The sequence below is a fragment of the Streptomyces sp. NPDC005955 genome, from assembly GCF_042871255.1.
GTDB lineage: Bacteria > Actinomycetota > Actinomycetes > Streptomycetales > Streptomycetaceae > Streptomyces.
This window is the reverse complement of record NZ_JBIAIF010000011.1, coordinates 154,652-177,524: the sequence shown is the minus strand read 5'-3', so window position 1 is coordinate 177,524 and position 22,873 is coordinate 154,652. Positions and strand designations below refer to the sequence as shown.

5 protein-coding genes are annotated in these 22,873 nt (G+C 75.2%); 1 reads left to right on the top strand and 4 read right to left on the bottom strand.

Annotated features, from left to right (window positions below):
* Positions 1-95: 95 nt before the first annotated feature.
* Both ACFYOU_RS24890 and ACFYOU_RS24885 read right to left on the bottom strand, forming a co-directional pair.
* Positions 96-2,405: a salicylate synthase gene (locus tag ACFYOU_RS24890; protein ID WP_391308608.1), complete on the bottom strand. Its 2,310-nt coding sequence runs from the start codon at positions 2,403-2,405 to the stop codon at positions 96-98.
* Entirely contained in the window at positions 2,398-5,925 is a 3,528-nt protein-coding gene (locus ACFYOU_RS24885) for an amino acid adenylation domain-containing protein (protein ID WP_391308607.1), read from the bottom strand. The genes ACFYOU_RS24890 and ACFYOU_RS24885 overlap by 8 nt, the downstream gene beginning before the upstream one ends.
* Positions 5,926-6,218: 293 nt before the next feature.
* On the opposite strand from ACFYOU_RS24885, the gene ACFYOU_RS24880 reads away from it, so the two are divergent.
* Entirely contained in the window at positions 6,219-7,865 is a 1,647-nt protein-coding gene (locus ACFYOU_RS24880) for an AMP-binding protein (RefSeq protein ID WP_391308605.1), read from the top strand.
* Positions 7,866-7,901: 36 nt separating this feature from the next.
* Here ACFYOU_RS24880 and ACFYOU_RS24875 read toward each other — a convergent pair whose 3' ends face one another.
* The gene (locus ACFYOU_RS24875; RefSeq protein ID WP_391308603.1) at positions 7,902-14,987 is read right to left on the bottom strand and encodes an amino acid adenylation domain-containing protein; all 7,086 of its coding nucleotides are present in this window, start codon (positions 14,985-14,987) and stop codon (positions 7,902-7,904) included.
* On the bottom strand, positions 14,984-22,840 hold the full coding sequence (locus ACFYOU_RS24870) for an amino acid adenylation domain-containing protein (RefSeq protein ID WP_391308601.1): 7,857 nt from the start codon (positions 22,838-22,840) through the stop codon (positions 14,984-14,986). Before ACFYOU_RS24870 ends, ACFYOU_RS24875 begins: the two co-directional genes overlap by 4 nt.
* Between the last annotated feature and the right edge of the window lie 33 nt (positions 22,841-22,873).

Genomic DNA, 22,873 nt, shown 5'->3' with positions numbered 1-22,873 from the left:
GCGCCCGCCGACGTCCACCACGGGCAGCCCCGGCCACGGTCGAAGGAGTCCGCGCCCCGGGCGCCCCGCACCACGGGGGCGCCCGGCGCCGGTGCTCAGCCGGTCAGCGCCGCGGACTGCTCGTCCAGGTCACGGGCCCCGCGGGCACCGTCCGGCGGGGCGTCCGCGGCCGGGACCAGGAACCCCGACACGCTCCGCAGCTTCTCCCGGGTCTCCTCCAACTCCCGCTCCGGCGTGGAGTCCGCGACGACGCCCGCCCCCGCCCGCAGCCAGGTCCGCCCCTCGTGGCGGTACACGCTCCGCAGCACCAGCGCCGCATCGATGGTCCCGTCGGCGTCCACCGTCAGCACCGCGCCGCTGTACAGACCGCGGGGCCCGTGCTCGCTGCGCCGGATCAGGGCGCACCCCTCGGCCTTGGGGATGCCGGACGCGGTGACGGAGGGGAAGAGCGCACCCACGGCGTCCCACGCGGTGCGCCCGGGCGCCAGGGTGCCGGAGAGACGGGAGGCGAGGTGCTGGACGCTGCCCCGTTCCTTCACCGACATGAAGTCGTCGACGGTGACGCTCTGCGGGTCGCAGACCCGGTGGAGCTCCTCGGCCGCCAACCGGACCGACATCGCGTGTTCGAACACCTCCTTCGCATCGCGGTACAGCTCGGCCCGACGGTCGTGGTCCGCCGCGGGATCGCCCTCCAGGGCGCGGGTCCCGGCCAGCGGCTGGGCGGTGACCACCCGGTCGTCCCCCGTGACCCGGGTGACGATCTCGGGACTGAACCCCGCCGCCTCCCAGCCCCCGAGCCGCAGCAGGAAGGAGCGCGCCGGATCGTTGCCCCGACGCCCCTCCACGTAGGTGGCGGGCAGATCGACCGGCGCGGTGACCGGCACGCTCCGGGACAGGATCACCTTGGTGAGGTGCCCGGCGCGGATCTCCCGCACCGCCGCGGCCACGGACGCCCGGTACGCGTCGGCGCCGTGCTGCTCGATGTCCACCGCCACCCGTGCGCTGCCGCCCACCGCGCCGCCGAGGGCAGCGGCCGAACGGACGCGCCGCTCCAGGCCGTCGAGCTCGTCCGGGTCGAGGCAGCGCAGCAGCGCCGTGCCCGCGTCGAGGCGTACCTCCCGGGCCGGTACCACCAGGTGCGCCAGGGGTGCGTCCCCGGGGACGGGCGGCAGTCCGTGCAGCGGATAGCTCAGTTCGAACGCGGCCCAACCGTAGGCCCGCCAGGTGCGCACGGGGACGGCGGCCAACGCCCGGTCGAGCGTCCGGAGCACCCCGCCGTCGGTGGGGAACACCCTCGACGTGCCCCCGGCGCCGGCGTCCCGACCGGGGCCGGGGAGGGCGAGGACCGTCCGGTCGGGGTGCACGGTGACCCGGGCGTGCGCGCCTTCCGCCCACCCGACGGCGCCCCGGTCCTCGTACAGGACGTGGTCCTCGTGGGACGTCGCCGACAGTGCCGCCGCGGTGTTCAGCGGCTCGCCGGTCAGCGCGATGCGACGTTCGTGGTGGGCACGGGCCTGGGTCCGCACGGCCTCACTTCCTTTCCCGGAGTCGGTCGGTCCGGTGGGACGGGTCGTTGTGCGGGGTGCGCCGGGCGGGGGAGCGGACCCCGGGCCGCGGGCCGCGGCCGTTTCGCTGCGCAGGGCCCGCAGGACGTGGTCGAGCACCCGCGGCGGGTCGTCGAGGAGGTAGAAGTGGCCGCCGGCGAACACCCGGGTGCCGCGGAACCGGGCGGCGACCTCTTCCCATCGGGCCCCGTCGCTCACCGGCACCCCCCGGTCGAGCGCCCCGAGGAGCACCCGGAGCGGGGTGTCGATCCGGGGCCGGTCCAGATCGGGCGCGTACCCTCCGAGCACCTGGAAGTCGGCCCGGCACGGCGGCAGGATCAGCTCCCGGACACCGGGGTCGTCGAGGAGTTCGTCGGGGGTGCCGCCGCGTTCGCGCAGGTACGCGACGATGGCTTTGTCGTCGTAGTCGGCCACCGGCGACGGGAACTCCCGGAGCCGGCGGGGGCTGGGCCGGGCCGACACCACCAGCGCCGTCGGTCGGGGTCCGGGGCGGGCCTCCAGCCGGCGGGTCACCTCGAAGGCGAGGGAGGCACCCATGCTGTGCCCGAACAGGACGGTCGGTCGGTCCAGCCAGGGCACGAGCGCGGCCGTCGCGGTGTCCGCGAGCGCCGTCATCGACGTCAACGGGGGCTCCGCCACCCGGCTCTCGCGTCCCGGTAGCACCGCCGACAGCACTTCGACCTCCGCCGGCGCGGCCCGGGCCCAGTCCCGGTAGAACGCCGGCGCCCCGCCCGCCGGGCCGAAGCACACCACTCGGGCCGCGGCCTTCGGCCGGGGGACGTAGCGACGGAACCAGGCCTCGGGGTCCGGGGCCCACGTGCCCCTCGGTCGCTCAGCCACGATCGGACTCCGCGGGGCCGCCGTCGTGCCCCGCCGTCGAGGCCAACCGGGCGTCGAGCTCCTCCTCGGACAGGGACTCGATCTCCAGGAAGAGTTCCGCGACGAGCTCCCACCGCCCCCCGTCGGTGTCCCGGGCGGCCAGCGCACCGGCGAGCCGCGCGACGGTCAGGGAGGACAGCACGTCGTGCACCGTGACGTCCTCGGTGTCCAGGGACTCCCGCAGCAGCGCGACGACGCGGGTGGCGAGGACGGAGTCGCCGCCGAGCGAGAAGAAGTCCTCGTCCCGCCCGGGCGTCCCCGTGTCGAGCACCCGGCTCCAGACCCGGGCGATGACCTCCTCCAGGGCGGTCCTGGCGGCCTCGCCCCCGCCGCCGGCCGTCCGCTCGGCGGCCACGAGCGCCCGCAGCGCCCGCCGGTCCACCTTGCCGTTCGCCGTCAGCGGCAGTTCGGCGACGACGGCGAGGACGTCCGGCAGCATGGGGGCGGGCAGCCGTTGCGCGGCCATGTCCCGCAGTTCGGCGACGGTGGTCGCTGCGGTGCCGGTCGCCACGACCGCGCACAACCGGGGGGCGGGACCGTCCCGCAGCACCAGGGCGACGACCCGGCGCACCGCGGGGTGGGACGCCAACGCCGCCTCGACCTCGCCCAGTTCGATGCGGAAACCGCGGACCTTCACCTGGTCGTCCGCCCGGCCGAGGAACTCCAGGGTCCCGTCCGGCCAGTAGCGGGCCCGGTCACCGGTGCGGTACCAGCGCACGCCGTCCCGGTCCCGGAACCGGTCCGCGGTCCGCTCCGGATCGCCCCGGTAGCCGTCGGCGACCCCGGCGCCGCCGATCCACAGCTCGCCCGCCACCCAGTCGGGACGGTCCCGACCCTGGACGTCGACGACCCGGCAACGGACGTTCCGCAGCGGTCTGCCGTACGGAACGCTGGTCCAGTGGGCCGGCACCTCCCCGCCGGTCACCTCCTGGACGGTCGAGTGGACGGCGGTCTCGGTGGTGCCGCCGAGCCCGAGGAAACGACAGCCGGGCACCCGGTCGTGCAGCCGGACCGGTAGGTCCACCCCCACCCAGTCACCGCCGAGGAGCACCGCCCGCAACGAGCCGCCGAGCGGGGTGCGTTCGGCGGCGGTCAGCAGCATGTCCAGCAGCCCCGGCACGCAGTTCAGCACGGTGACGCCGTGCCCGCGCACCAGGTCGGCCCAGCGGGCGGCGTCCTTGCGGGACCGTTCGTCCACGGTGACGACGGCGCCACCGACCGACAGCGGGGCGAAGACGTCGAAGACGGAGAGGTCGAAGTCGAGTGCGGACAGCGCCAGCGTGCGGTCCGCGGGCCCGAGCCCCAGCCGTTCGACGAGGTCCGCGAGGGTGTTGGCGGCGGCCCGGTGGGAGACCTCGACCCCCTTCGGCCGACCGGTGGAACCGGAGGTGAACAGCACGTACGCGATCTCGTCCGGTGCCGCGTACACCGGCTCGGGCAGCGGGCGGGGCCACCGGGCGGCCTCGTCGAGCGCCAGCGCCCCGGGGCCGCCGGTGCCGGCGATGACGAGGGCCGCGCCCGCCCCGTCGCGGATCGCCGCGGCCCGGACGGGCGGCTGCTCCACGCCGACCGGCACGTAGTGCGCCCCCGCCGCGTGGACCCCGAGCACCGCCACCACCTGGTCCGGGCCCTTGGGCAGGCTGACGGCGACGGCGTCACCGCGGCGCACCCCGTGCTCACGCAGCGCCCCGGCCACCCGGAGCGCCGACTCGGCGAGTCGGCCGTAGCCGAGGGCGGGGGCGTCGCCGGACAGCACGGCCGGGGCGTCGGGCGTGACCCGGGCCCGGGCGAAGAAGGCGTGGTGCAGGGGGTGTCGGGGCAGCGGGCCGTCGGTGCGGTTGGCCTCGGCGCGGACGGCGAGGCGCTCGGGGGCGATCAGCGGACCCACCGGAACGTCCCAGGCGGTGCCGTCCGCGATCCGGTCGACCAAGGCGGTGAAAGCCGTGAACATCGCCTCGGCACTGCCTTCGGGAAGGGCGTCGGAGCGCACGTCCCAGTTGACGAGCAGACCGTCGTGCACCTCGGTGACCTGGGCGTCGAGGAGCACCTGAGGGCCCTGGGAGACGATCCACACCGGCTCGCCGAGGCAGCGTTCGACCTCGTCACCGAAGAGCTCGCCGAGATCGAGGGCGCTGGTGAACACGACCGGGGCGAGGACCTGCGCGCCCCGGTCCCGGGAGAGGTCACGCAGGACCTCGATGCCGGAGTACGAGGAGTGGGCCGCCGCCGCGTGCATCCGCTCCTGGGTGTCCCTGGCCCGGTCGGTGAAGGTGCGCGGCTCGGTGAGGTCGACGTCGAGCAGGACCGAGCCGGTGAAGTCGCCGACGAGCAGGTCCACATCGGGGTGCAGCGGCCGTCGGTCGAACAGGGGGACGTTCAGCAGGAAGCGGGGCTCACCGCTCCAGGCGCCGATCACCTCGGCGAAGGCGGTGGCGACGGCGACCGCGGGGGTCACCGCGTGCGCCCGGGCCCGCGCGGTGAGCGCCGTGCGCCGGTCGGGGTCGAGCCAGTGGTGCAAGCGGGTCACCCGGCCGCCGCTCCCGCTCCCCGACCCGGGACGGGCGGGTAACCCGGGGGCGCCGGGCAGGGTGCCCAACCGGTCACGCCACCAGTGGACGTCCCGCTCGCGGGGCGGTTCGGCGCGGCGCTCGGCGAGGTACCGGGCGTAGTCGTAGCCCAGATCCGGCAACGGGGCGTCGGGGTGCTCGTAGAGGTGCACCAGATCGGCGAGCAGCACACGGTAGCTGCGGGCGTCGGCGGCGAGCATGTCGACGTCCACGTGGACCCGGGTGCGGCCACCGGGCAGCAGCGTCACCCGGACGTCGATCATCCGCCCCGCGGCGACGTCCAGCATCTGGTGGGAGAGACGGTCCCGGAGCCGGTCGGCCTCCTGCTGCGCCTCCTCGGGGGCGGCCCCGCTCAGGTCGAGGACCGGGAGCCGGCCGTCGTGCGCCCGGGGTCCGATCACCTGCCGGCCGTCGTCGAGGACGCGGGCGCGCAGCATCGGGTGGCGGTCGATCAGGGCGGCCACGGCGACCCCGAGCCGGTCGGGGTCGACACCGGTCCCGTCGAACTCGGTGTAGAGGTGGGCGGCCACCGCACCCAGGGCCTGGGAGCCGCCCCGCCCCACCCAGTAGGCGTGCTGCATCAGAGCCAGCGGGAACGGCTCCGTACCGGCGGCCGCCCCGGCAGCGGACGGGACCGGTCCCGGGGCCGGACCCCCGGTGGGTTGCGGCGGCTCGGTGGGCGGGGCCGTGCCCGGCGCCCCGGCCAGCAGGACCTTCCACTCCGCGAGCGTCGGCCGGCGTGCCAGATCGGCGAATCCCACGTCGATGCCCGAGCGGCGCAGTCGGTTCGCCACTCCCATCAGCTTCAGTGAGTCCAGGCCGAGTTCAATGAGGCTGTCGTGGTCACCGGGCGGCTCGGCATCGCCGCCGAGCAGGTCGGTGACCACATCGCGGAGGTCGTCGATGGACAGCATGGAGCGGCATCTTCCTAACACGTCGTGTGAGGGGAGTTGCGGGCGTCGGCAGGGGGCCGAAGGGCCTTCGGGTGCACCAATCCACGGGCCCGGAGCCGAGCGACACGCGAAACGGCCCGGACGGCCGTCCCGGGGACCCTCGGCAACGGGAGGTGTGCAACGACGGTGGTTAGGTTAACCTAACCGTGCCAGTTTGTGGATGCCGCCCAGTGCGCCCGGGGCACGCACGCTCTGTCGACCAGGCGCCCGAGCGGAGCGTGAACCGCCCCCCGGACCAGGAGAGTCGAGCCCACGTGACGTCACACACCCCCCCGACCCCCACCCCCCGTCCCTCGGGGCTGACCCCCTGGCCCGAAGGACTCGCGGCCCGCTACACCGCGGCCGGCCACTGGGACGGACGGACCCTCGGCGCCCTGCTGCGCGACTGGTCGACGCGGTACGCCGACCGCACCGCGATCACCGCCGGGACCACCCGGCTGACGTACCGTCAACTCGACCGACGCGCGGACCGGATGGCGGCGGGCCTCGCGGAACTCGGCATCCGGCCCGGCGACCGGGTGCTGGTCCAACTGCCCAACAGCGGCGCGTTCCCGGTGCTCCTCTTCGCCCTGCTACGCCTCGGTGCCGTCCCCGCACTGACCCTGCCCGCACACCGCAGCACCGAGATCGGTCAGCTGGCCCGACTGTCCGGCGCCGTGGCGTACGTCATCGCCGACGAACACGGCGGTTTCGACTACCGTCAACTCGCCGCGGACGTCCAGGCGCAGGCCTCCGCGCTGCGGTACGTCCTGGTGGACGGGGAGCCCGGCCCGTTCCACGCCCTCGCCGAGGTGGACGCCGCACCGCGCGAACTCCCCGAACCGGACCCCACGGACCTCGCCCTGCTCCTGGTGTCCGGTGGCACGACCGGGGTGCCCAAACTGATCCCGCGCACCCACAACGACTACGGCTACAACGCCCGGGCGAGCGCCGAAGCCTGCGAACTCGACGCCGAAACGGTGTACTTGGCCTGCCTGCCGATCGCCCACAACTTCCCGCTGGCCTGCCCCGGCATGCTCGGCACCCTCGCGGTCGGCGGCCGTGTGGTGCTCGCGCCCTCCCCCGACCCGGGGGACGCCTTCCCCCTCATCGCGTCCGAACGGGTCACCCACACCGCACTGGTGCCGCCGCTGATCCCGCTGTGGATCGACGCCGCGGAATGGGACCCCGCGGACCTCTCCAGCCTGCGCGTCCTCCAGGCCGGAGGCTCCAAACTCTCCGCCGACCTCGCCCGATCCGTCCCCGACGCCCTGGGCTGCGCCGTGCAACAGGTCTTCGGCATGGCCGAGGGGCTGCTCAACTACACCCGCTCCGCGGACACCCCCGACCTGGTGGCCCGCTCCCAGGGCAGGCCGCTCAGCGAGGACGACGAACTGCGCATCGTGGACCCCACGGGCCGCCCGGTCGCCCCCGGCGAGGTCGGTGAACTCCTCGTCCGCGGCCCGTACACCCTGCGCGGCTACTACCGGGCCCCCGAGGTCAACGCCACCGCGTTCACCCACGACGGCTACTACGCCTCCGGCGACCTGGTCCGGCAACTCCCCTCCGGGCACCTGATCGTCGAGGGCCGGGTCAAGGACACCATCGACCGCAACGGCGAGAGCGTGTCCGCCGAGGAGGTGGAGGGCCACATGGCCGCCCACCCCGACGTGCGGCGCTGCGCGGCGGTCGGCCTCCCCGACCCCAGCGGAGGAGGGGAACGGATCTGCGCGGTGGTCGTCCCGGCCGGCCCGCGAGGGCCGACCGTGCAGGGGCTGCGTGCGTTCCTGATGGAACGCGGCCTGGCCGCCTACAAACTGCCCGACCGCGTCGACGTCGTCACGGACCTCCCGCTGACGGCCATCGGGAAGATCGACAAACGGGCCCTGCGCACCCGGCTGGCCGCGGCCGACCGCGGCTGAACCGGTGGGCGGGGCCCGCCGAGCCCCGCCCGCCGACTACCGCCACCCCCCGGTGCGTGCGTCCAGCACCTCCATCACCTTCCGCAGCGCCGCCGGATCGAGCACCCCGTCGTGGTCCTCGGCGACGGTGTGCACCTCGACCGCGCCGTCCGTGTGGACGGCCCACTCCTCGCCCCGGCGACCCGACGAGGCGCGGAAGTGCAGGAGCGTGCCCCGGAACCGGTCCGGTGCGAACGCCGCCGACTGCGCCGCGGCGGCGGCGAGGTTGGCGGCCATCGCCCGCACCGTCTCCTCGGGGAGCCCCAGTCCCGCCACGGCCGCGGCCACCGCCTCGGCCGCCGACCCGGCGGGCCCGGGTGCAGGCCCGTCCGCCCCGGCGGGCCCCGGTGCGGGACCGTCCGCCCCGGGATAGCCGTCCAGCACCGCGAGCAGGTCGACCCGCTCCCCGCGCCGTTGGAGGCGACAGGCGAGCGCCTGGGCCAGCACACCGCCCAGGGACCAACCGAGCAGCCGGTACGGGCCGCGCGGTTGCACCCGGGTCAGGGCGGCCAGGTACACGTCCACCAACTCCGTCAGGGACCGGGTCGGCCCGCCGCCCGTGAGGTCGGGCGCCTGGAGCGCGTGCACCGCCACCGCCTCCGGAACCCGTCCCAGCAGCGCGGCGTACCGCCAGCCCAGCCCGGTCGCGGGCGCCGGGCACCACAGCGGAGCCGGACGGTCGGCGGACTCCGCACCGGGGGCCGCCCGCAGGGTGCACACGACGTCCAGGCCCGCGCCGGGGCCGTCCGCGCCGCGCAGCAGACCGGCCAGGGACATCGGCGTCGGATGCCGGAACAGGTCGGCGACGGCCACCTGACGCCCGGTGACCCGCTGGAGCCGGTCCCGCAGCCGCACCAGCAGCATCGAATGCCCGCCCAGGTCGAAGAAGTCGTCCTCGATCCCCACCTCCGGCAGTTCCAGGACCTCCGCGAAGGCCGCGCACACCCGTGCCTCGACCGCGTCCCGCGGACCCCGCCCCTCCCGCGGTACGGGCAATGGCGGCGCCGGCAACGCCCGCCGGTCGACCTTGCCGTGCTCCGTGAGCGGGAGCGCGGGCAACTCCACGTACGCCGAGGGCACCATGTAGTCCGGGAGCAGCTTGAGGAGCCGGGTCCGCAGCGCCGCGGGATCGAACACCGCCCCGGCGGCCGGTACCGCGTATCCGACGACGTGACGGCCGCGCGGGCCGTCCTCCCGGACGTCCACCGCCGCCTGGAGCACCGTCGGATCGGCGGCCAACGCGGCGGTGACCTCTCCGAGTTCGATGCGGAAGCCGCGGATCTTGACCTGGTCGTCGCTGCGGCCCAGGTAGTCGACCGTCCCGTCCGGCATCCACCGCGCCAGGTCCCCGGTGCGGTACATCCGGGTGCCCGGCCCGCCGAACGGATCGGCCACGAACCGCTCCGCCGTGAGCGCCGTCCGACCGAGGTACCCGCGGGCCAGACCGGCCCCCGACAGGTACAGCTCACCGATCACCCCGGCGGGCACCGGCTGGAGCCGGCCGTCGAGCACCCGGGCCGCGGTGTTGGCGGTCGGCCGTCCCACCAAGGGACGTTCGCTGTCCGCCACCCGCGCCGCCAAGGCGTCGACCGTGCACTCGGTGGGCCCGTACAGGTTGAAGCCCGAGGTCCCGGCGAGCGACCTGAGGTCGTGCCACAGCGGCGACGGCACGGCCTCCCCGCCGACGCCCAGCGCCAACAGCGCACAGCGCCCGTCGCGCACCAGGCCCGCCCCGACCAACTGCATCGCGTGCGAGGGGGTGACCTCGATGAAGTCGATCCCCTGCGCGGCGATGAACTCCACCAGCGCCTCGGGGTCGCGCACCGTCTCCTCGGTGACCAGGTGCAGCGCGTGTCCGTCCAGCATCCACAACTGCGGCTGCCAGGAGGCGTCGAACGCGAACGACCAGGCGTGCGCCACGCGCAGCGAGCGCCCCCCGGCCGCGGCGACGGTCGGCCGGTACAACAACGCGCGGTGACTGGCGAACAGGTTGGCGATGCTGCGGTGCTCCACCACCACGCCCTTGGGCACCCCCGTCGACCCCGAGGTGTAGATGACGTAGGCGGGGTGGCCGGGCGAGGGGGGCGGGAGCGCACCGCCGTCCGGCACCGGGCCGTCGTCCGCCAGGGCCTCCTGGACCTCCGGCGCGTCCAACAGCAGTTCGACCGGGCGCTCCCCGGTGGTCGGCACGGCGTCCCGGCGGCTCGACCCGCTCGTGGTGATCAGCAGCCGGGGGCGTGCGTCGGCGAGGACGTGCGCGATCCGGCCGCTCGGGTAGGCGGGGTCGATCGGCACGTAGGCGCCGCCCGCCCGCATCACCGCGAGCAGGGCGACCATGGTGTCGGCCGTCCGGGGGAGCAGGAGGGCCACGGTGACCTCCGGGCCGACGCCCCGCCCCCGCAACAGTCGGGCGAGCCGCGCGGTGCGCCGGTCCAACTCGGCGAAGGTGTACGCGGTCGCGCCGCACACCAGGGCCGTCGCGTCGGGCGTGCGCGACACCTGACGTGCGAAGAGCGCGACCAGGGTCGTCGCAGGCCCGGCGACGACGTCGCCCTGCCAGTCGACGAGCACCCGGCGGCGCTCCTCGACGGACAACAGGTCCAGGGACCCGAGGGAACGGTCCGGGGCGTCCGTGACCGCCTCCAACACCCGCAGGAACCGGGTGACCACATTGTTGACGGTCCCGGCGTCGAACAGGTCGGTGCTGTACTCGACGCCCAGCCGCATGCCCTCGCGGCCGTACTCCTCCACCACCTCGAAGGCCAGGTCGAACTTAGCGGTGCCCGACTCCAACGGCTGCTGCACCACACCCAGTTCACCGAAGGTCAGGTCCATGGCCGGCCGGGCCTGATGGCTGAGCATCACCTGGAACAGGGGATGGCGGGCCATCGACCGGGCCGGGTTGAGCAGTTCCACCAGACGTTCGAAGGGCACGTCCTGGTGCGCGTACGCGGCGAGGTCGACCTCCCGCACCCGGGCCACCAACTCCCGGAAGCCCGGATCGCCGGACGTATCGGTGCGCAGCACCAGGGTGTTGGCGAAGAACCCCACCACCTGGTCCACGGCGTCGTCGCCGCGTCCGGCGATCGGCGTCCCGAGGGGGATGTCGGTGCCCGCGCCCAACCGCGTCAGCAAGGCGCCCAGCGCGGCGTGCAGCACCATGAACACGCTGGCGTCACACCGGCGGGCCAGGGCGCGCAGCCGCCGGTGCAGGGCGGCCGGGACCTCGGCCACCACGGTCGCACCGCGCAGGCTCGGCGCGGCGGGCCGCGGACGGTCGGTGGGCAGCGGCAGTTCCTCGGGCGACCCCTCCAGCGCCTTGCGCCAGAAGTCGGACTGCCGGCTCAACAGGCTCTCCGGGTCCGACTCCGCCCCGAGCACGGCCCGTTGCCACAGCGCGTGGTCCGCGTAACCCACGGGCAGCGGGGCGAAGTCCGGCACGTCGCCCCGGCCGCGCGCGGTGTACGCCGCGGCCAGGTCCTGGAGCAGCGGGAGCGCCGACCAGCCGTCGGCCGCCACGTGGTGCAGCACCAGGAGCAGCACGTGGTCGTCCGGCCCGACGGCGAACAGCTGTGCGCGGAAGGGCACTTCGGCGTCGATCCGGAACGGGCGGGCGAGGGCCGCCGACAGCAGGGCCGCCAGCCCCGCCGGGTCGGTCGGGGTGACGTGGAGGTCGGGGCGGGCCGCCCCGGCGTCCAGGACCACCTGGTGGGGCACCCCGGCGTCCTCGGCCAGGACGGTGCGCAACGCCTCGTGCCGGTCGCTCACGTCACCGAGCGCACCGTGCAGCGCCGCCCGGTCGAGAGCGCCCGTGAACCGTGCCGCGAAGGCCATGTTGTACGCCGGGTTCGGGCCCTCCAGACGGTACTGGAACCACATCCGGGCCTGGGCGAAGGACAACGGCAACGGATCGGGTCGCACCGCGGCCCGCAGGGGTGGCCTGCTGCTGGCGGACCCCAGGGTCGGGGCCAGCGACGCCACGGTGGGCGCGTCGAACACGGTGCGCAGCGGTAGGTCCGCACCCAGGGTGGAGCGCACCCGGCTGGCGAGCCCGGTGGCGAGCAGCGAATGCCCTCCGAGGTCGAAGAAGTCGTCGTCGATGCCGACCTCGGGTACGCCGAGGACCTCGGCGAACAGGTCGCACAGGATCTCCTCGGTCGGGTTGCGGGGCCGCCGCCCGGCACCCGGGACCGTCCCCGGCAACGGCGCGGGCAGGGCACGGCGGTCGAGCTTGCCGCTGGGCGTCAGCGGCAGGGCGTCCAGCACCACCAGCGCCGTCGGCACCAGGTGCTCGGGCAGCGAGGCGGACAGCGCCCGCCTCAGGACGGCGGACTCCGGAGCGTGCCCCGGGGCTCCGGTGACGTAGCCGACGAGGACGGCCGCTCCGTCCGCGCCCAGGTCGGTGCGGGCCACCACCACGGCCTCCCGCACCGAGGGGTGCGCGGTCAACGCCGCCTCGACCTCCCCGGGCTCCACCCGGAAGCCGCGCACCTTCACCTGGTCGTCCGTGCGGCCCAGGTACTCGATCACCCCGTCGGGGCTCCGCCGCGCCAGGTCCCCGGTGCGGTACATCCGGGTACCGGGCGGCCCGTAGGGGTCCGCGGTGAAGCGCCCCGCCGTCAGCCCGGTGCGGCCGAGGTACCCGTACGCCAACTGGCGGCCGGCGAGGTACAGCTCCCCGGGGACCCCGTCCGGGACCGGGCGCAGCGCCGCGTCCAGCACGCGGACGGAGGTGTTCCACACCGGACGGCCGATCGGCACGCCCGCGGCGGGGCCGGCGCCGGTCTTCGGGCAGGGCCAGGCGGTGACGTCCACGGCGGCTTCGGTGGGCCCGTACAGGTTGTGCAGTTCGACCGTGCCGCCGTACACCTCGTGGAAGCCGTGGACCAGGTCCGGGGCCAGGGCCTCGCCGCTGCACAGCACCCGCACCAGTCCCGTGCAGTCGGCGGCCTCCGCTTCGGCGGTGAACGCCCGCAACATCGACGGCACGAAGTGCGCGGTGGTGACCCCGTGCTCCCGGATCAGCCGGGCCAGGTACCGCGGGTCCTGATGGCCCTGCGGACGGGCCACCACCACGGCCGCCCCGGTGATCAGCGGCCAGAAGAACTCCCACACGGACACGTCGAAGCTGGACGGGGTCTTCTGGAGGACCCGGTCGTCGGGGGTGAGCCGGTACTCCGCCTGGGCCCACGTCAGGCGGTTCACGATCGCCGAGTGCGGCACGACCACGCCCTTGGGGCGACCGGTGGACCCGGAGGTGTAGATCACGTACGCCGGGTCGCCCGGACCGGCCGCCCGTACCGGGGCGGGGCCGTCGGAGTCGTCGTCGGCGGTGTCCGCCGCAGGGTCGTCCGCCACCAGTACGGGGGTGCTGCCGCCCGCCGCCGGAGGCGCGCCGGAGCCGTCGGTGACCAGGGCCACCGGGTGCGCGTCGGCGAGCATGAAGGCGATCCGGTCCGCCGGGTAGTCGGGGTCCAACGGCAGGTAGGCGGCGCCGGCCCGCACCACCGCATGGAGCGTGACCACCAGTTCGGCGGACCGGGGGAGCGCCACCGCCACCACCGTGCCGGGTCCGGCCCCGTGCCGCACGAGCCGGGCGGCCAGCGCCCGGGCCCGGGTGTCCAACTCCGCGTAGCTGAGCGTGCCGTCCGGGGCGATCACCGCGGTGGCCTCCGGGCTACGGGCCGCCTGGGCGGTGAGGAGGTCGGCCAGGGTGGCGTCCGGCACCGCGTGCTCGCCGCCGGTGACCGTCGCCCGCGCCACCTCGTCCGGTCGCAGCAGGTCGATCCGGCCGAGCGGAAGGTCGGGGGTGGTCACGAACGCCTCGAACGCGCGGCGCAACCGCTCGGCGATCGACTGCACCCGGGTCCGGGTGACGGCGTCGGCGCGGTAGCCGAGGCTCAGCCGCAGCCGGCGGCCCGGCAGCGCGGTCAGGGCCAGCGGATAGTGCACGTCCTCCTGGCCGTCCGCCTCCAGCAGGCGCAGTCCCGGGGCGAGCTCGGCGAGGGAAGCGGGGTCGAGGGGGTAGTTCTCCACCACGGCGAGGGTGTCGAACAGCTCCCGCCCGCCCGTGGCCCCCTGGATCTCGGTGAGCCCCAGGTGCTGGTGCGCCACCAGCGCCGACTGCTCCTCCTGGAACCGGGCCAGCGCCGCCGCGTAGGTCTCGACCGCATCCCAACAGGTGCGCACCGGCACCGTGTTGACGAACACGCCGATCATCGACTCCACGCCGGGCAGGTCGGCGGGCCGCCCGGACACCACACCGCCGAACACCACGTCCGTGCGCCCCAGGGTCCGCGCGAGCGCCAGACCCCACGCGCCCTGCACGACGGTCCCCAGGGTCAGTCCCCGCGACCGGGCCAGGGCGGTGACCGACCCGGTCAGCTCCTCGCCGAGTTCCACGACGATCCGCCCCGGACGGACCCCGACCGCATCGGTGGAGTCGGGGGCGATCAGGGTCGGGCCTTCCACCCCGCGCAGGGCTTCCCGCCAGGCGGCGACCGCCGCGGGCCGGTCCTGGGACGCCAGCCAGTCGAGGTGGGCGCGGGGGGACGCGGCCGGTGCCGGCGCCCGGCCCGCACCCGGTGCGTACAGCGCGAACAGCTCCCGCACCAGCAGGGGCTGCGACCAGCCGTCCAGCACGATGTGGTGATTGGTGACCACCAGCCGGTGCGACGCATCCGCCAGGGTGAGCAGCCGGAACCGCACGAGGGGCGGCCGACCCAGGTCGAAGCCCCGTGCGGCATCGGCCTCCGTCAGCAGGGCCGCTTGGCGCTCCCGCTCCGGGGCCGACAGCGGGCGCAGGTCGTCGTACGCCCAGTCGACGGCCACCCGGGACGGGATCAGCGCTGCGGCCCTGCCCCGCCGGTTGCGACGGAACGCCGCGCGCAGCCCCGGCCAGCGGTCCAGCAGCGCTTGGGCGGCCGACCGCAGCGCCGGCTCGTCCACCGGGCCGCGCAGGGTCAGACTGAGTCTGCCCACGTACACCCCGCGGCTGTGGTCGTCGAACTCCGCCCGGAACAGCAGGCCCTCTTGCAAGGGCGTCAGCGGGAGGATGTCCGCCAACTCGGATCGGGCCGTCACGCATGCCTCCAGTCGGCTTCGAAGTCGTCGATCTCGTCCTGGGTGAGGGCGATGAGGGAGAGGTCGGAGGGCGTCCACCCACCTGCGTCGGCGGAGGCGGCATGGGCCGTGATCCCCCTCAGATGGGCGAGCCAGCCCGCCGCGAGCTCCGCCACCCCGTCCGGGTCCAGGACCTCGGCCGCGTACGACCAGGTGGCAGTCAACCGGGGCCCCTCGGGGCCCGTGGTGACATGCGCGTCGATCTCCAGGGCATGACCCAGCGCGAGCGTCGGGGGCACCCGGTGGAACAGGGCGTGCGCGCCGGTGACCGGCTGCCACGGTTCGGCCCGCTCGCCGGAACCGCCGAACCTCCCCAGGTAGTTGAAGGCGATGTCGGGGGTGGGCAGCGCCGCGAGGGTGGCGGCCGTGTCCGGGTTGAGGTGGCGCAGCGCACCGTGGCCGAGGCCCCCGTCGGCGGGGGACCGCACCTGTTCCTTGACGGTCTTGAGGGCCTGTCCGGCCGCCGGGCCGCCGGACCGGGCGTCGGCGAGGTCCACGACCCCGGGGTCGAGCAGCACCGGGTGCACGGTGGTGAACCAGCCCACCGTTCGGGACAAGTCGGCGTCGGTGTCCGCGACGGCTTCACGGCCGTGTCCTTCGAGGTCGACGCTCACCGCCCGTCCTCCGGTCGTCCCGGTGGTGCGCCGCCGTTCGGCGACGGCCAGGGCCAGGGCGGTGAGCAGGACGTCCTCGGTGTTCGCGTGGAAGGCCGCCGGCACCCGGGTCAGCAGCGCTTCGGTGTCCTCGGGGCCCACCGTCACCGTGTGGCGGGCCGTCGTCGCCGCCGTGTCCCGTACGGGGTCCAGCGCCACCTCGGTCAGTCGGGTCGCTCCGCTGACCGCGGCGGCCCACTGCTCCGTCCGGTCGACGGTGGTCGGGCGCCGGGCGTAGGCGCGCAGCACCCCGCTCCACGCCCGTAGGGAGGTGCCCTCGGGGGCCAGCTCCTCGCCCCTCCAAGCGGTGGCGAGATCGTCGCACAGTACGCGCCAGGACACCCCGTCGACCACCAAGTGGTGAATGGACAGGGCGAGTTGTCCGGACGACCCGCTGCTCGTGGGCGGCCACCAGACCGCCTGCACCATGACCCCGTCCGCGGGCCGCAGTCGCGCACCGGCCGCCGCCGACTCCTGCTGGTGATCACCCCGTGCGAGCCGGAGGAGGTCCGTCGCGCGCGGGGTGCCGGGCGCGGGCACGGCCAGCTCCCAGCTGCCGTCGTCCGCCACCACGAGACGGGCCCGGAGCGCGGGGTGACGATCCAGCACGGCCTGGAGCACGGCCACCAGCACGGCGCGGTCCACCCCGGGCGGCGTCGTCAGCGTCATGCCCTGGCTGTAGTCGTCCACCAGCGGTCCGACGCTCCCGGGCCGGGGCGCGTTCGACGCCGTGGCCAGCTCCCGCAGCCGGGCGACGATCGGCGTCTCCGCGATCCGCCCGAGCCCGTCGTCCGCCCGCCCGTGCGTCTCGGCGCGGTCCGCCAGGGGGACGGCCACCGCGGCCAGGGCGGCCGGGGTCTGGTGCCGGAACACCTCCCGGGCCCCGACCGTCCACCCCGCGGCCCGGGCCCGGGAGACCAGTTGCAGGGCGATGATGCTGTCACCCCCCAGCGCGAAGAAGTTGCCGTCCGCGTCCACCTCCGGCCGGCCGAGCAGCGCGGCGAACAGGTCGCTGAACAGGCGTTCCGCCGCGTTGGCGGGCGCCCGGCCGACTCCTTCGGGCAGCACCGGCACGGGCAGCGCCGCCCGGTCCAGCTTGAGGTTCGCGGACTGCGGCAGCCGCTCCATCGGAACCCACAGCACGGGCACCATGTGATCGGGCAGCAACGAAGCGGCGTGCGCCCGCCAACCGTCCGGGTCCGCCGACCGACCGGCCGCGGGCACCACGTAGGCGACCAGCCGGCGCGATCCGGGCACGTCGTCCCGGGCGACCACGGCGACCTCCGCGACACCCGCATGCCGTCCGAGGACGGCCTCGATCTCGCCGAGCTCGATGCGGAAGCCGTGGATCTTCACCTGGTGGTCGGTGCGGCCCAGGCACTCCAACTCCCCGTCGGTGGTCCAGCGCGCCAGGTCCCCGGTGCGGTACATCCGGGTGCCGGGCCGTCCGTACGGGTCGGCCGTGAACCTCTCGGCCGTCAACCCGGGCCGCCCCAGGTAGCCGCGGGCCAGACCCGCGCCCGCCAGGTACAACTCCCCGGGCACCCCCGGCGGCACCGTGCGCAGCCGGCCGTCCAGCACGTAGGCGGTCGCGCCCCGGACCGGGCGCCCGATGCGGGGCGGGCCGTCCCCCGTGACCTCGGCGACCACCGAGTCCACGGTGCACTCCGTCGGACCGTAGAGGTTGTACGCGGTGGTCGTGGGATGCGCCGCGAGCCTGCGCCACAGGGCCTCGGGCAGGGCGTCCCCGCCCGGCCCGAGCAGCGCGGGCCGGTGCCGCCCCTCGTCCAGCAGCCCGTGGGTGACGAGTTGTTGGAGTTGGACGGGGGTGAGCCCCAGGTAGTCGATGCGTTCCGCGGCCACGTACGCGGCGACCGCTTCGGCGTCCGGGTACGTGTCCTCGTCCAGGACGTGGAGCTCGTGGCCGCCCACCAACAGGACCACCGGGTCGAGCGAGGCGTCGAAGGCGAAGGAGGCGATGTGCCCGGCCCGCAGCCGCCTCCCCCCGACCGCGTCCACCTCGGGCGGGAAGCGGGTGGAGGTGTGCGCGGCGTACAGGTGGGCGAGGTTGGCGTGGGTGACCACCACGCCCTTGGGGCGCCCCGTCGAACCCGAGGTGAAGAGCACGTACGCGGCGTCGTCCGGCCCCGCCCCGACCACTGGTCCCGGCGCACCCTCGGGCGCTCCGGCGTCCACCGGCACCACGGGCACCTCGGGGCACACCGGCAGCGACGGGGCCAGGGCGCGGGTGGTGAGGAGGCAGACCGGGGCCGCGTCCGCCAGCATGCCCGCGAGCCGGTCCGCCGGGTACCCGGGGTCGAGGGGCAGGAAGGCCGCACCCGTGCGCAGCACCCCCAACAGCGCGGGGACCATCGCGTGGCGCGGCAGCGCGAGCGCGACGACGCGGCCGGGGGCGGCGCCCCCTGCTGCGGCCCACTGCGCGAACCGCTCCGCCCGGGCGTCGAGCTGGGCGTAGGTGAGCCGTTCGCCGGCGCCGCCCCGACCGCCGAGGACGAGGGCCGTCGCACCGGGGGCGTACCGGACCCGTTCGGCGAACACCTCGTGCAACAGCGGCACCACCGGCGCGGGCTCGGGCTGCGCCAGCAGCACCGCGCGCTCCGCTCCGGTCACCAGGTCGTGGTGGGAGAGCGGCAGGTCCCGCCGGTCCACCGCGGCGGCCAGCAGCCGCAGCAGCCGGCCGGTCAGCCGCTCCACGGTGTCCGGGTCGAACAGGTCCGCGCTGTACTGCGCGAATCCCGCGACCGCGTCCGGGTCGCCGTCCGGGTCGAAGCCCTCGATGAAGGTCAGACTCAGATCGAAGGTGGTGGTCCCGGCCGACACCACCTCGGGCCGGCTGCGCAGTCCCGGCACGGGCAGTGCGGACGCGGTGCCCGACTGGTGCACCACCATCACCTGGAACAGCGGGTGCCGGGCGGTGGAACGGGGCGGGTTGACGATCTCGACCAGCCGCTCGAACGGGAGGTCCTGGTGCTCGAACGCCGCGACGGCGGTCTCCCGGACGCGGTGCAGCAGGGTCGCGAACGACGGGTCGCCACGGACGTCGGTACGCAGTACGAGGGTGTTCACGAAGAAGCCGACCAGGCCGTCCAGCTCCTCGGCCGAACGCCCGGCGACCGGCGTCCCGAGCGGGACGTCCTCCCCGGCGCCGAGCCGGCTGAGCAGCGCGGCCACCGACGCCTGGTAGACCATGAAGGGGGTGACACCGAGGTCGGTGGCGAGGCTCCGGACCCGGCGGGTCAACTCCCCGTCCACGGCGAAGCGGACCGTACCGCCCCGATAGGAGGACTCCGGGGGGCGGGGCCGGTCCGTCGGCAGCCGCAACTCGGCAGGTGCACCCGCCAGTTCCCGCCTCCAGAAGTCAGCCTGACGGGACGTCACGCTCTTCGGGTCCGTCACCTCGCCGAGCAACTCCCGCTGCCACCGGGCGAAGCCCGCATAGCTCACCGGCAGCGGCTCCCACTCCGGTGCCTCGCCGACCCGCCGTGCGCGGTAGGCGCGGGCGAGGTCGTCCACGAGCACCGGCAGGGACTGCCCGTCACCCGCGATGTGGTGCAGCAGCAGGAGCAGTACGTGTTCCTCCGGCCCGGTCGCGAACAGGGTGACGCGCAGCGGCGGTTCCTGCGCGAGCGCGAACACGTGCGCGGCGGCCTCGGTCAGAGCCTGCGCCGTCCGCTCGGGCGTCACCGCACGCACCTCAAGGCGGGGCCCCTGCTCCGGCGGCAGGACCACCGGCGCCGCGGTCCCGTCCCGGCCGTGGAAGACGGTGCGCAGGGTGGCGTGCCGGGTGCCGACGTCGACCACGGCGGCGGCCAGGGCTTCCCGGTCCAGCGGCCCACTGATCCGCAGCGCCGTCGGGATGTTGTAGGCCGCGCCCGGCTCCTCCAACTGATGCAGCAGCCACAGCCGTTGCTGGGAGAACGACAGCGGTGCGGCCGCGTCCTCCCGCGAGCCAGGCGAAGCCGCCGGACCCGCCGAGGCCCGGAGGGCGGGCCGGGTACCGGCACCGGTCGCCGCCGCCTCCGCATCGAGGAGCCGGGCCAAGCCGGCGGGGGTGCGCGCATCGAAGAGCGCGCGCAGGGGCGGACGCACCCCGAAGGCGTTCTCGATCCGGGTGAGCAGTCGTGCCGCCAGCATGGAGTGCCCACCGAGCAGGAAGAAGTCGTCGTCGGGCCCGACCTCCGCAACGTCCATCACCGCGGCGAACAGCGCACACAGCCGGGTCTCCGCCGCGGTCGCGGGTGCCCGACCGGTGGCCCGGGCGTACACGGGGGCCGGCAACGCCCGCCGGTCCAGCTTCCCGTTGCCGGTCAGGGGCAGCCGCCCGAGGACGACGACCGCGGCGGGCACCAGGTGGTCGGGCAGTCGTCCCGCCAACTCCCCGCGCAGCAGCTCGGGATCGGGCGCGGCGGCCCCCTCGGCAGGCACCACGTAGGCCACCAGCCGTGGATCGCCCGGGGTGTCCTCCCGTGCGATGACGGCGGCCTGGGCGATGCCTCCGGCGCGCCGTAACAGGTGTTCGACCTCGCCGGGCTCGACGCGGAAACCACGGATCTTCACCTGGTGGTCGACCCGCCCCAGGTACTCGAAGACTCCGTCGGCGGTCCAGCGCGCCAGATCGCCGGTGCGGTACATCCGCCCGCCGGGCGGCCCGAAGGGGTCGGCGACGAACCGCCCCGCGGTGAGTCCGCTGCGGTCCAGGTATCCGCGGGCCAGCCCCTCGCCCGTCACGTACAACTCGCCGGGCGAGCCCGGCGGCACCAGGTGCAGGCGGTCGTCCAACAACCGCAGCGCCGTGTGGTGCACCGGCCCGCCGATCGGTACGAGGGCGCCGTCACGGTCCGGACGGCAGGCCCACAGGGTGGCGTCGACGGTGGTCTCGGTCGGCCCGTACGAGTTGAACATCCGGGTGGTGCCCGCCCAGCGACGCACCAGCGCGGCGGGACACGCCTCACCGGCGACGACCAGGGTGACGCCGTCGGGGAGCGCGTGTTCGTCGGGCAGGGTGGCCAACACTCCCGGAGGCAGGGTCAGATGGGTGATCGCGTGCCGGTCGCAGAACGCGGCGAGCGGCGGTCCGAGCCGCTGCTCCGCGGGGACGACGGCGAGCGCGCCACCGGTCAGCAGGGCCATCGTCCACTCCCACACCGAGGTGTCGAAACTGAACGAGGCGAACTGGAGCACCCGGGAGCCGGGGCCGGCGCCCAACTCCCCGGACATGGTCGACACCAGTGCGGACGATCCGCTGTGGGTGACCACCACGCCCTTGGGCCGGCCCGTCGATCCCGAGGTGTAGATGAGGTAGGCGGCGTGTTCGGGGTCCGCGGGGAGCAGCGGCGCACGGGCGCCGAGCGTGGCACGGGCGCCGTCGTCGACGAGGAGCCGTGGGGTGCTGTCCCCGGCGAGCCGGGCCGCGGACCGGGTGTCGGTGACCACCAGGTGCGGGCGGGCGTCGGCCAGCATCAGGGCGATCCGGTCCGCCGGGTACTCCGGATCGACCGGTAGGTACGCGGCACCCGCCTTCAGGACCGCGAGCGCCGCCACCAGGAACTCGCCCGAGCGCGGCAGTGCCACGGCGACCACCCGTTCGGGCGCCGCGCCCAGCGCTGCCAGCTCCCCGGCCAACGCCTCGGACCGGGCGTCCAGCTCGGCGTAGCTGAGTCGGTGCACCGTCCCGTCGGGGTCACCGTCCTCCCAGCTGAGCGCCGGGGCGTCGGGGGCTTCGCGGACCCGCTGGGCGAACAGCTCCGGCAGGGTGGCGCGCGGTGCCGTCGGGGCCTCGCCGGTCCAGTCGGCGAGCAGGCGCCGCTGCTCCTCCCCGCCGATCGGCGCGAGGTCACCGAGCGGCGTGTCCGGCGCGTCGAGCGCCGCGTCCAGCAGCCGGGTGAACCGGTCGAGCAGCCCGGCCACGGTGTCCGGCGCGTACAGGTCCCGGCGGTAGGTGGTGTCCAGGGTGAGGGTGCCGGCGGCGTCCAGCACCGCGGAAACGGCGAGGTCGAAGGCGGCGGCGCCGCCCGCCACCGGCCGGTCGGCGAGCCGGACGCCGGGCAGGTCGAAGCCCTCCCACACATCACTGCGCAGCGAGAACATCACGTCGAACAGCACGTGGTGCCCCGGGGTGCGCTCGGGGCGCAACTCCTCCACCAGGGTGTCGAAGGGGACGGTCTGATGGGCGTACGCGCCGAGGCACCGCTCGCGGACCTGCCCGAGCAGCGCCCGGAAGGTGGTGTCGGGGCCGGCCGTCGAGCGGAGCACCAGGGTGTTGCCGAAGTTGCCGACGAGCCCCGCGGCGCCGGGCGCGGACCGCAGTACCGCGGGAGAGCCCACCAGGACGTCCGGTGCGCCGCTGAACCGGTGCAACAGGGTGTGGAACACGGCGAGCAGGGCCATGAAGGGACTGACGCCTTCGGCCCGGCACCCGGCGTGCAGACGCTCCCGCAGCTCGGCGGGCAGGGTGCGGACCAGCCGCCCGCCCTCGGCGGCCCGGGTGGGGGAGCGGGGGAAGTCGGTCGGCAGCGGAAGCGGCCCGGGCGGGTCGGCGAGAGTGGTGCGCCAGTGGTCCAGATCGGCGTCCGTCCAGGGCGTCCGACGGGTCTCGGCGTGCGCGAGGTCGGCGTACTGGACGGTCGGTCCGGAGAGTTCGGCGCCCCGGTGGACGGCGGCCAGCTCATGCAGCAGGACCTGCCAACTGCCGTCGTCCCAGGCGATGTGATGGGCGACGAGCACCAACACGTGTTCCCGAGGAGAGAGTTGCAGCAGCTCGAACCGGACCGGGGCGTCCTCCGTCAGGTCGAAGGGGCGGTCGGCGAGCCGGGAGGCGGCGGCGTCCACCGCGGCCTCCCGCCGGTCGGCGGGCACGTCCGTCAGATCGGTCAGGGTCACCGGCACGACGCTGTGCGGGAGGAACACCTGGAACGGCACCCCGTCGCCGTCCACCCGGTAGACCGTGCGCAGCACGTGATGGCGTTCGGCGGCGGTGCGCAGGGCGTCCGCGAACCGGGGTGCGGCGAGGTTGCCGGACAGGCGCACCGCCACACACACGTGGTAGGCGGTGCTCACGGGGTCGAGCTGGTGCAGCAGCCACATCCGACGTTGCGGTGGGGAGAGCGGCGCCGGTCCTTCGGCGCGGTGCGGGGGAGTCACGGGTGAACCGGTCCCGCCCCGTTGCCCCGCCAG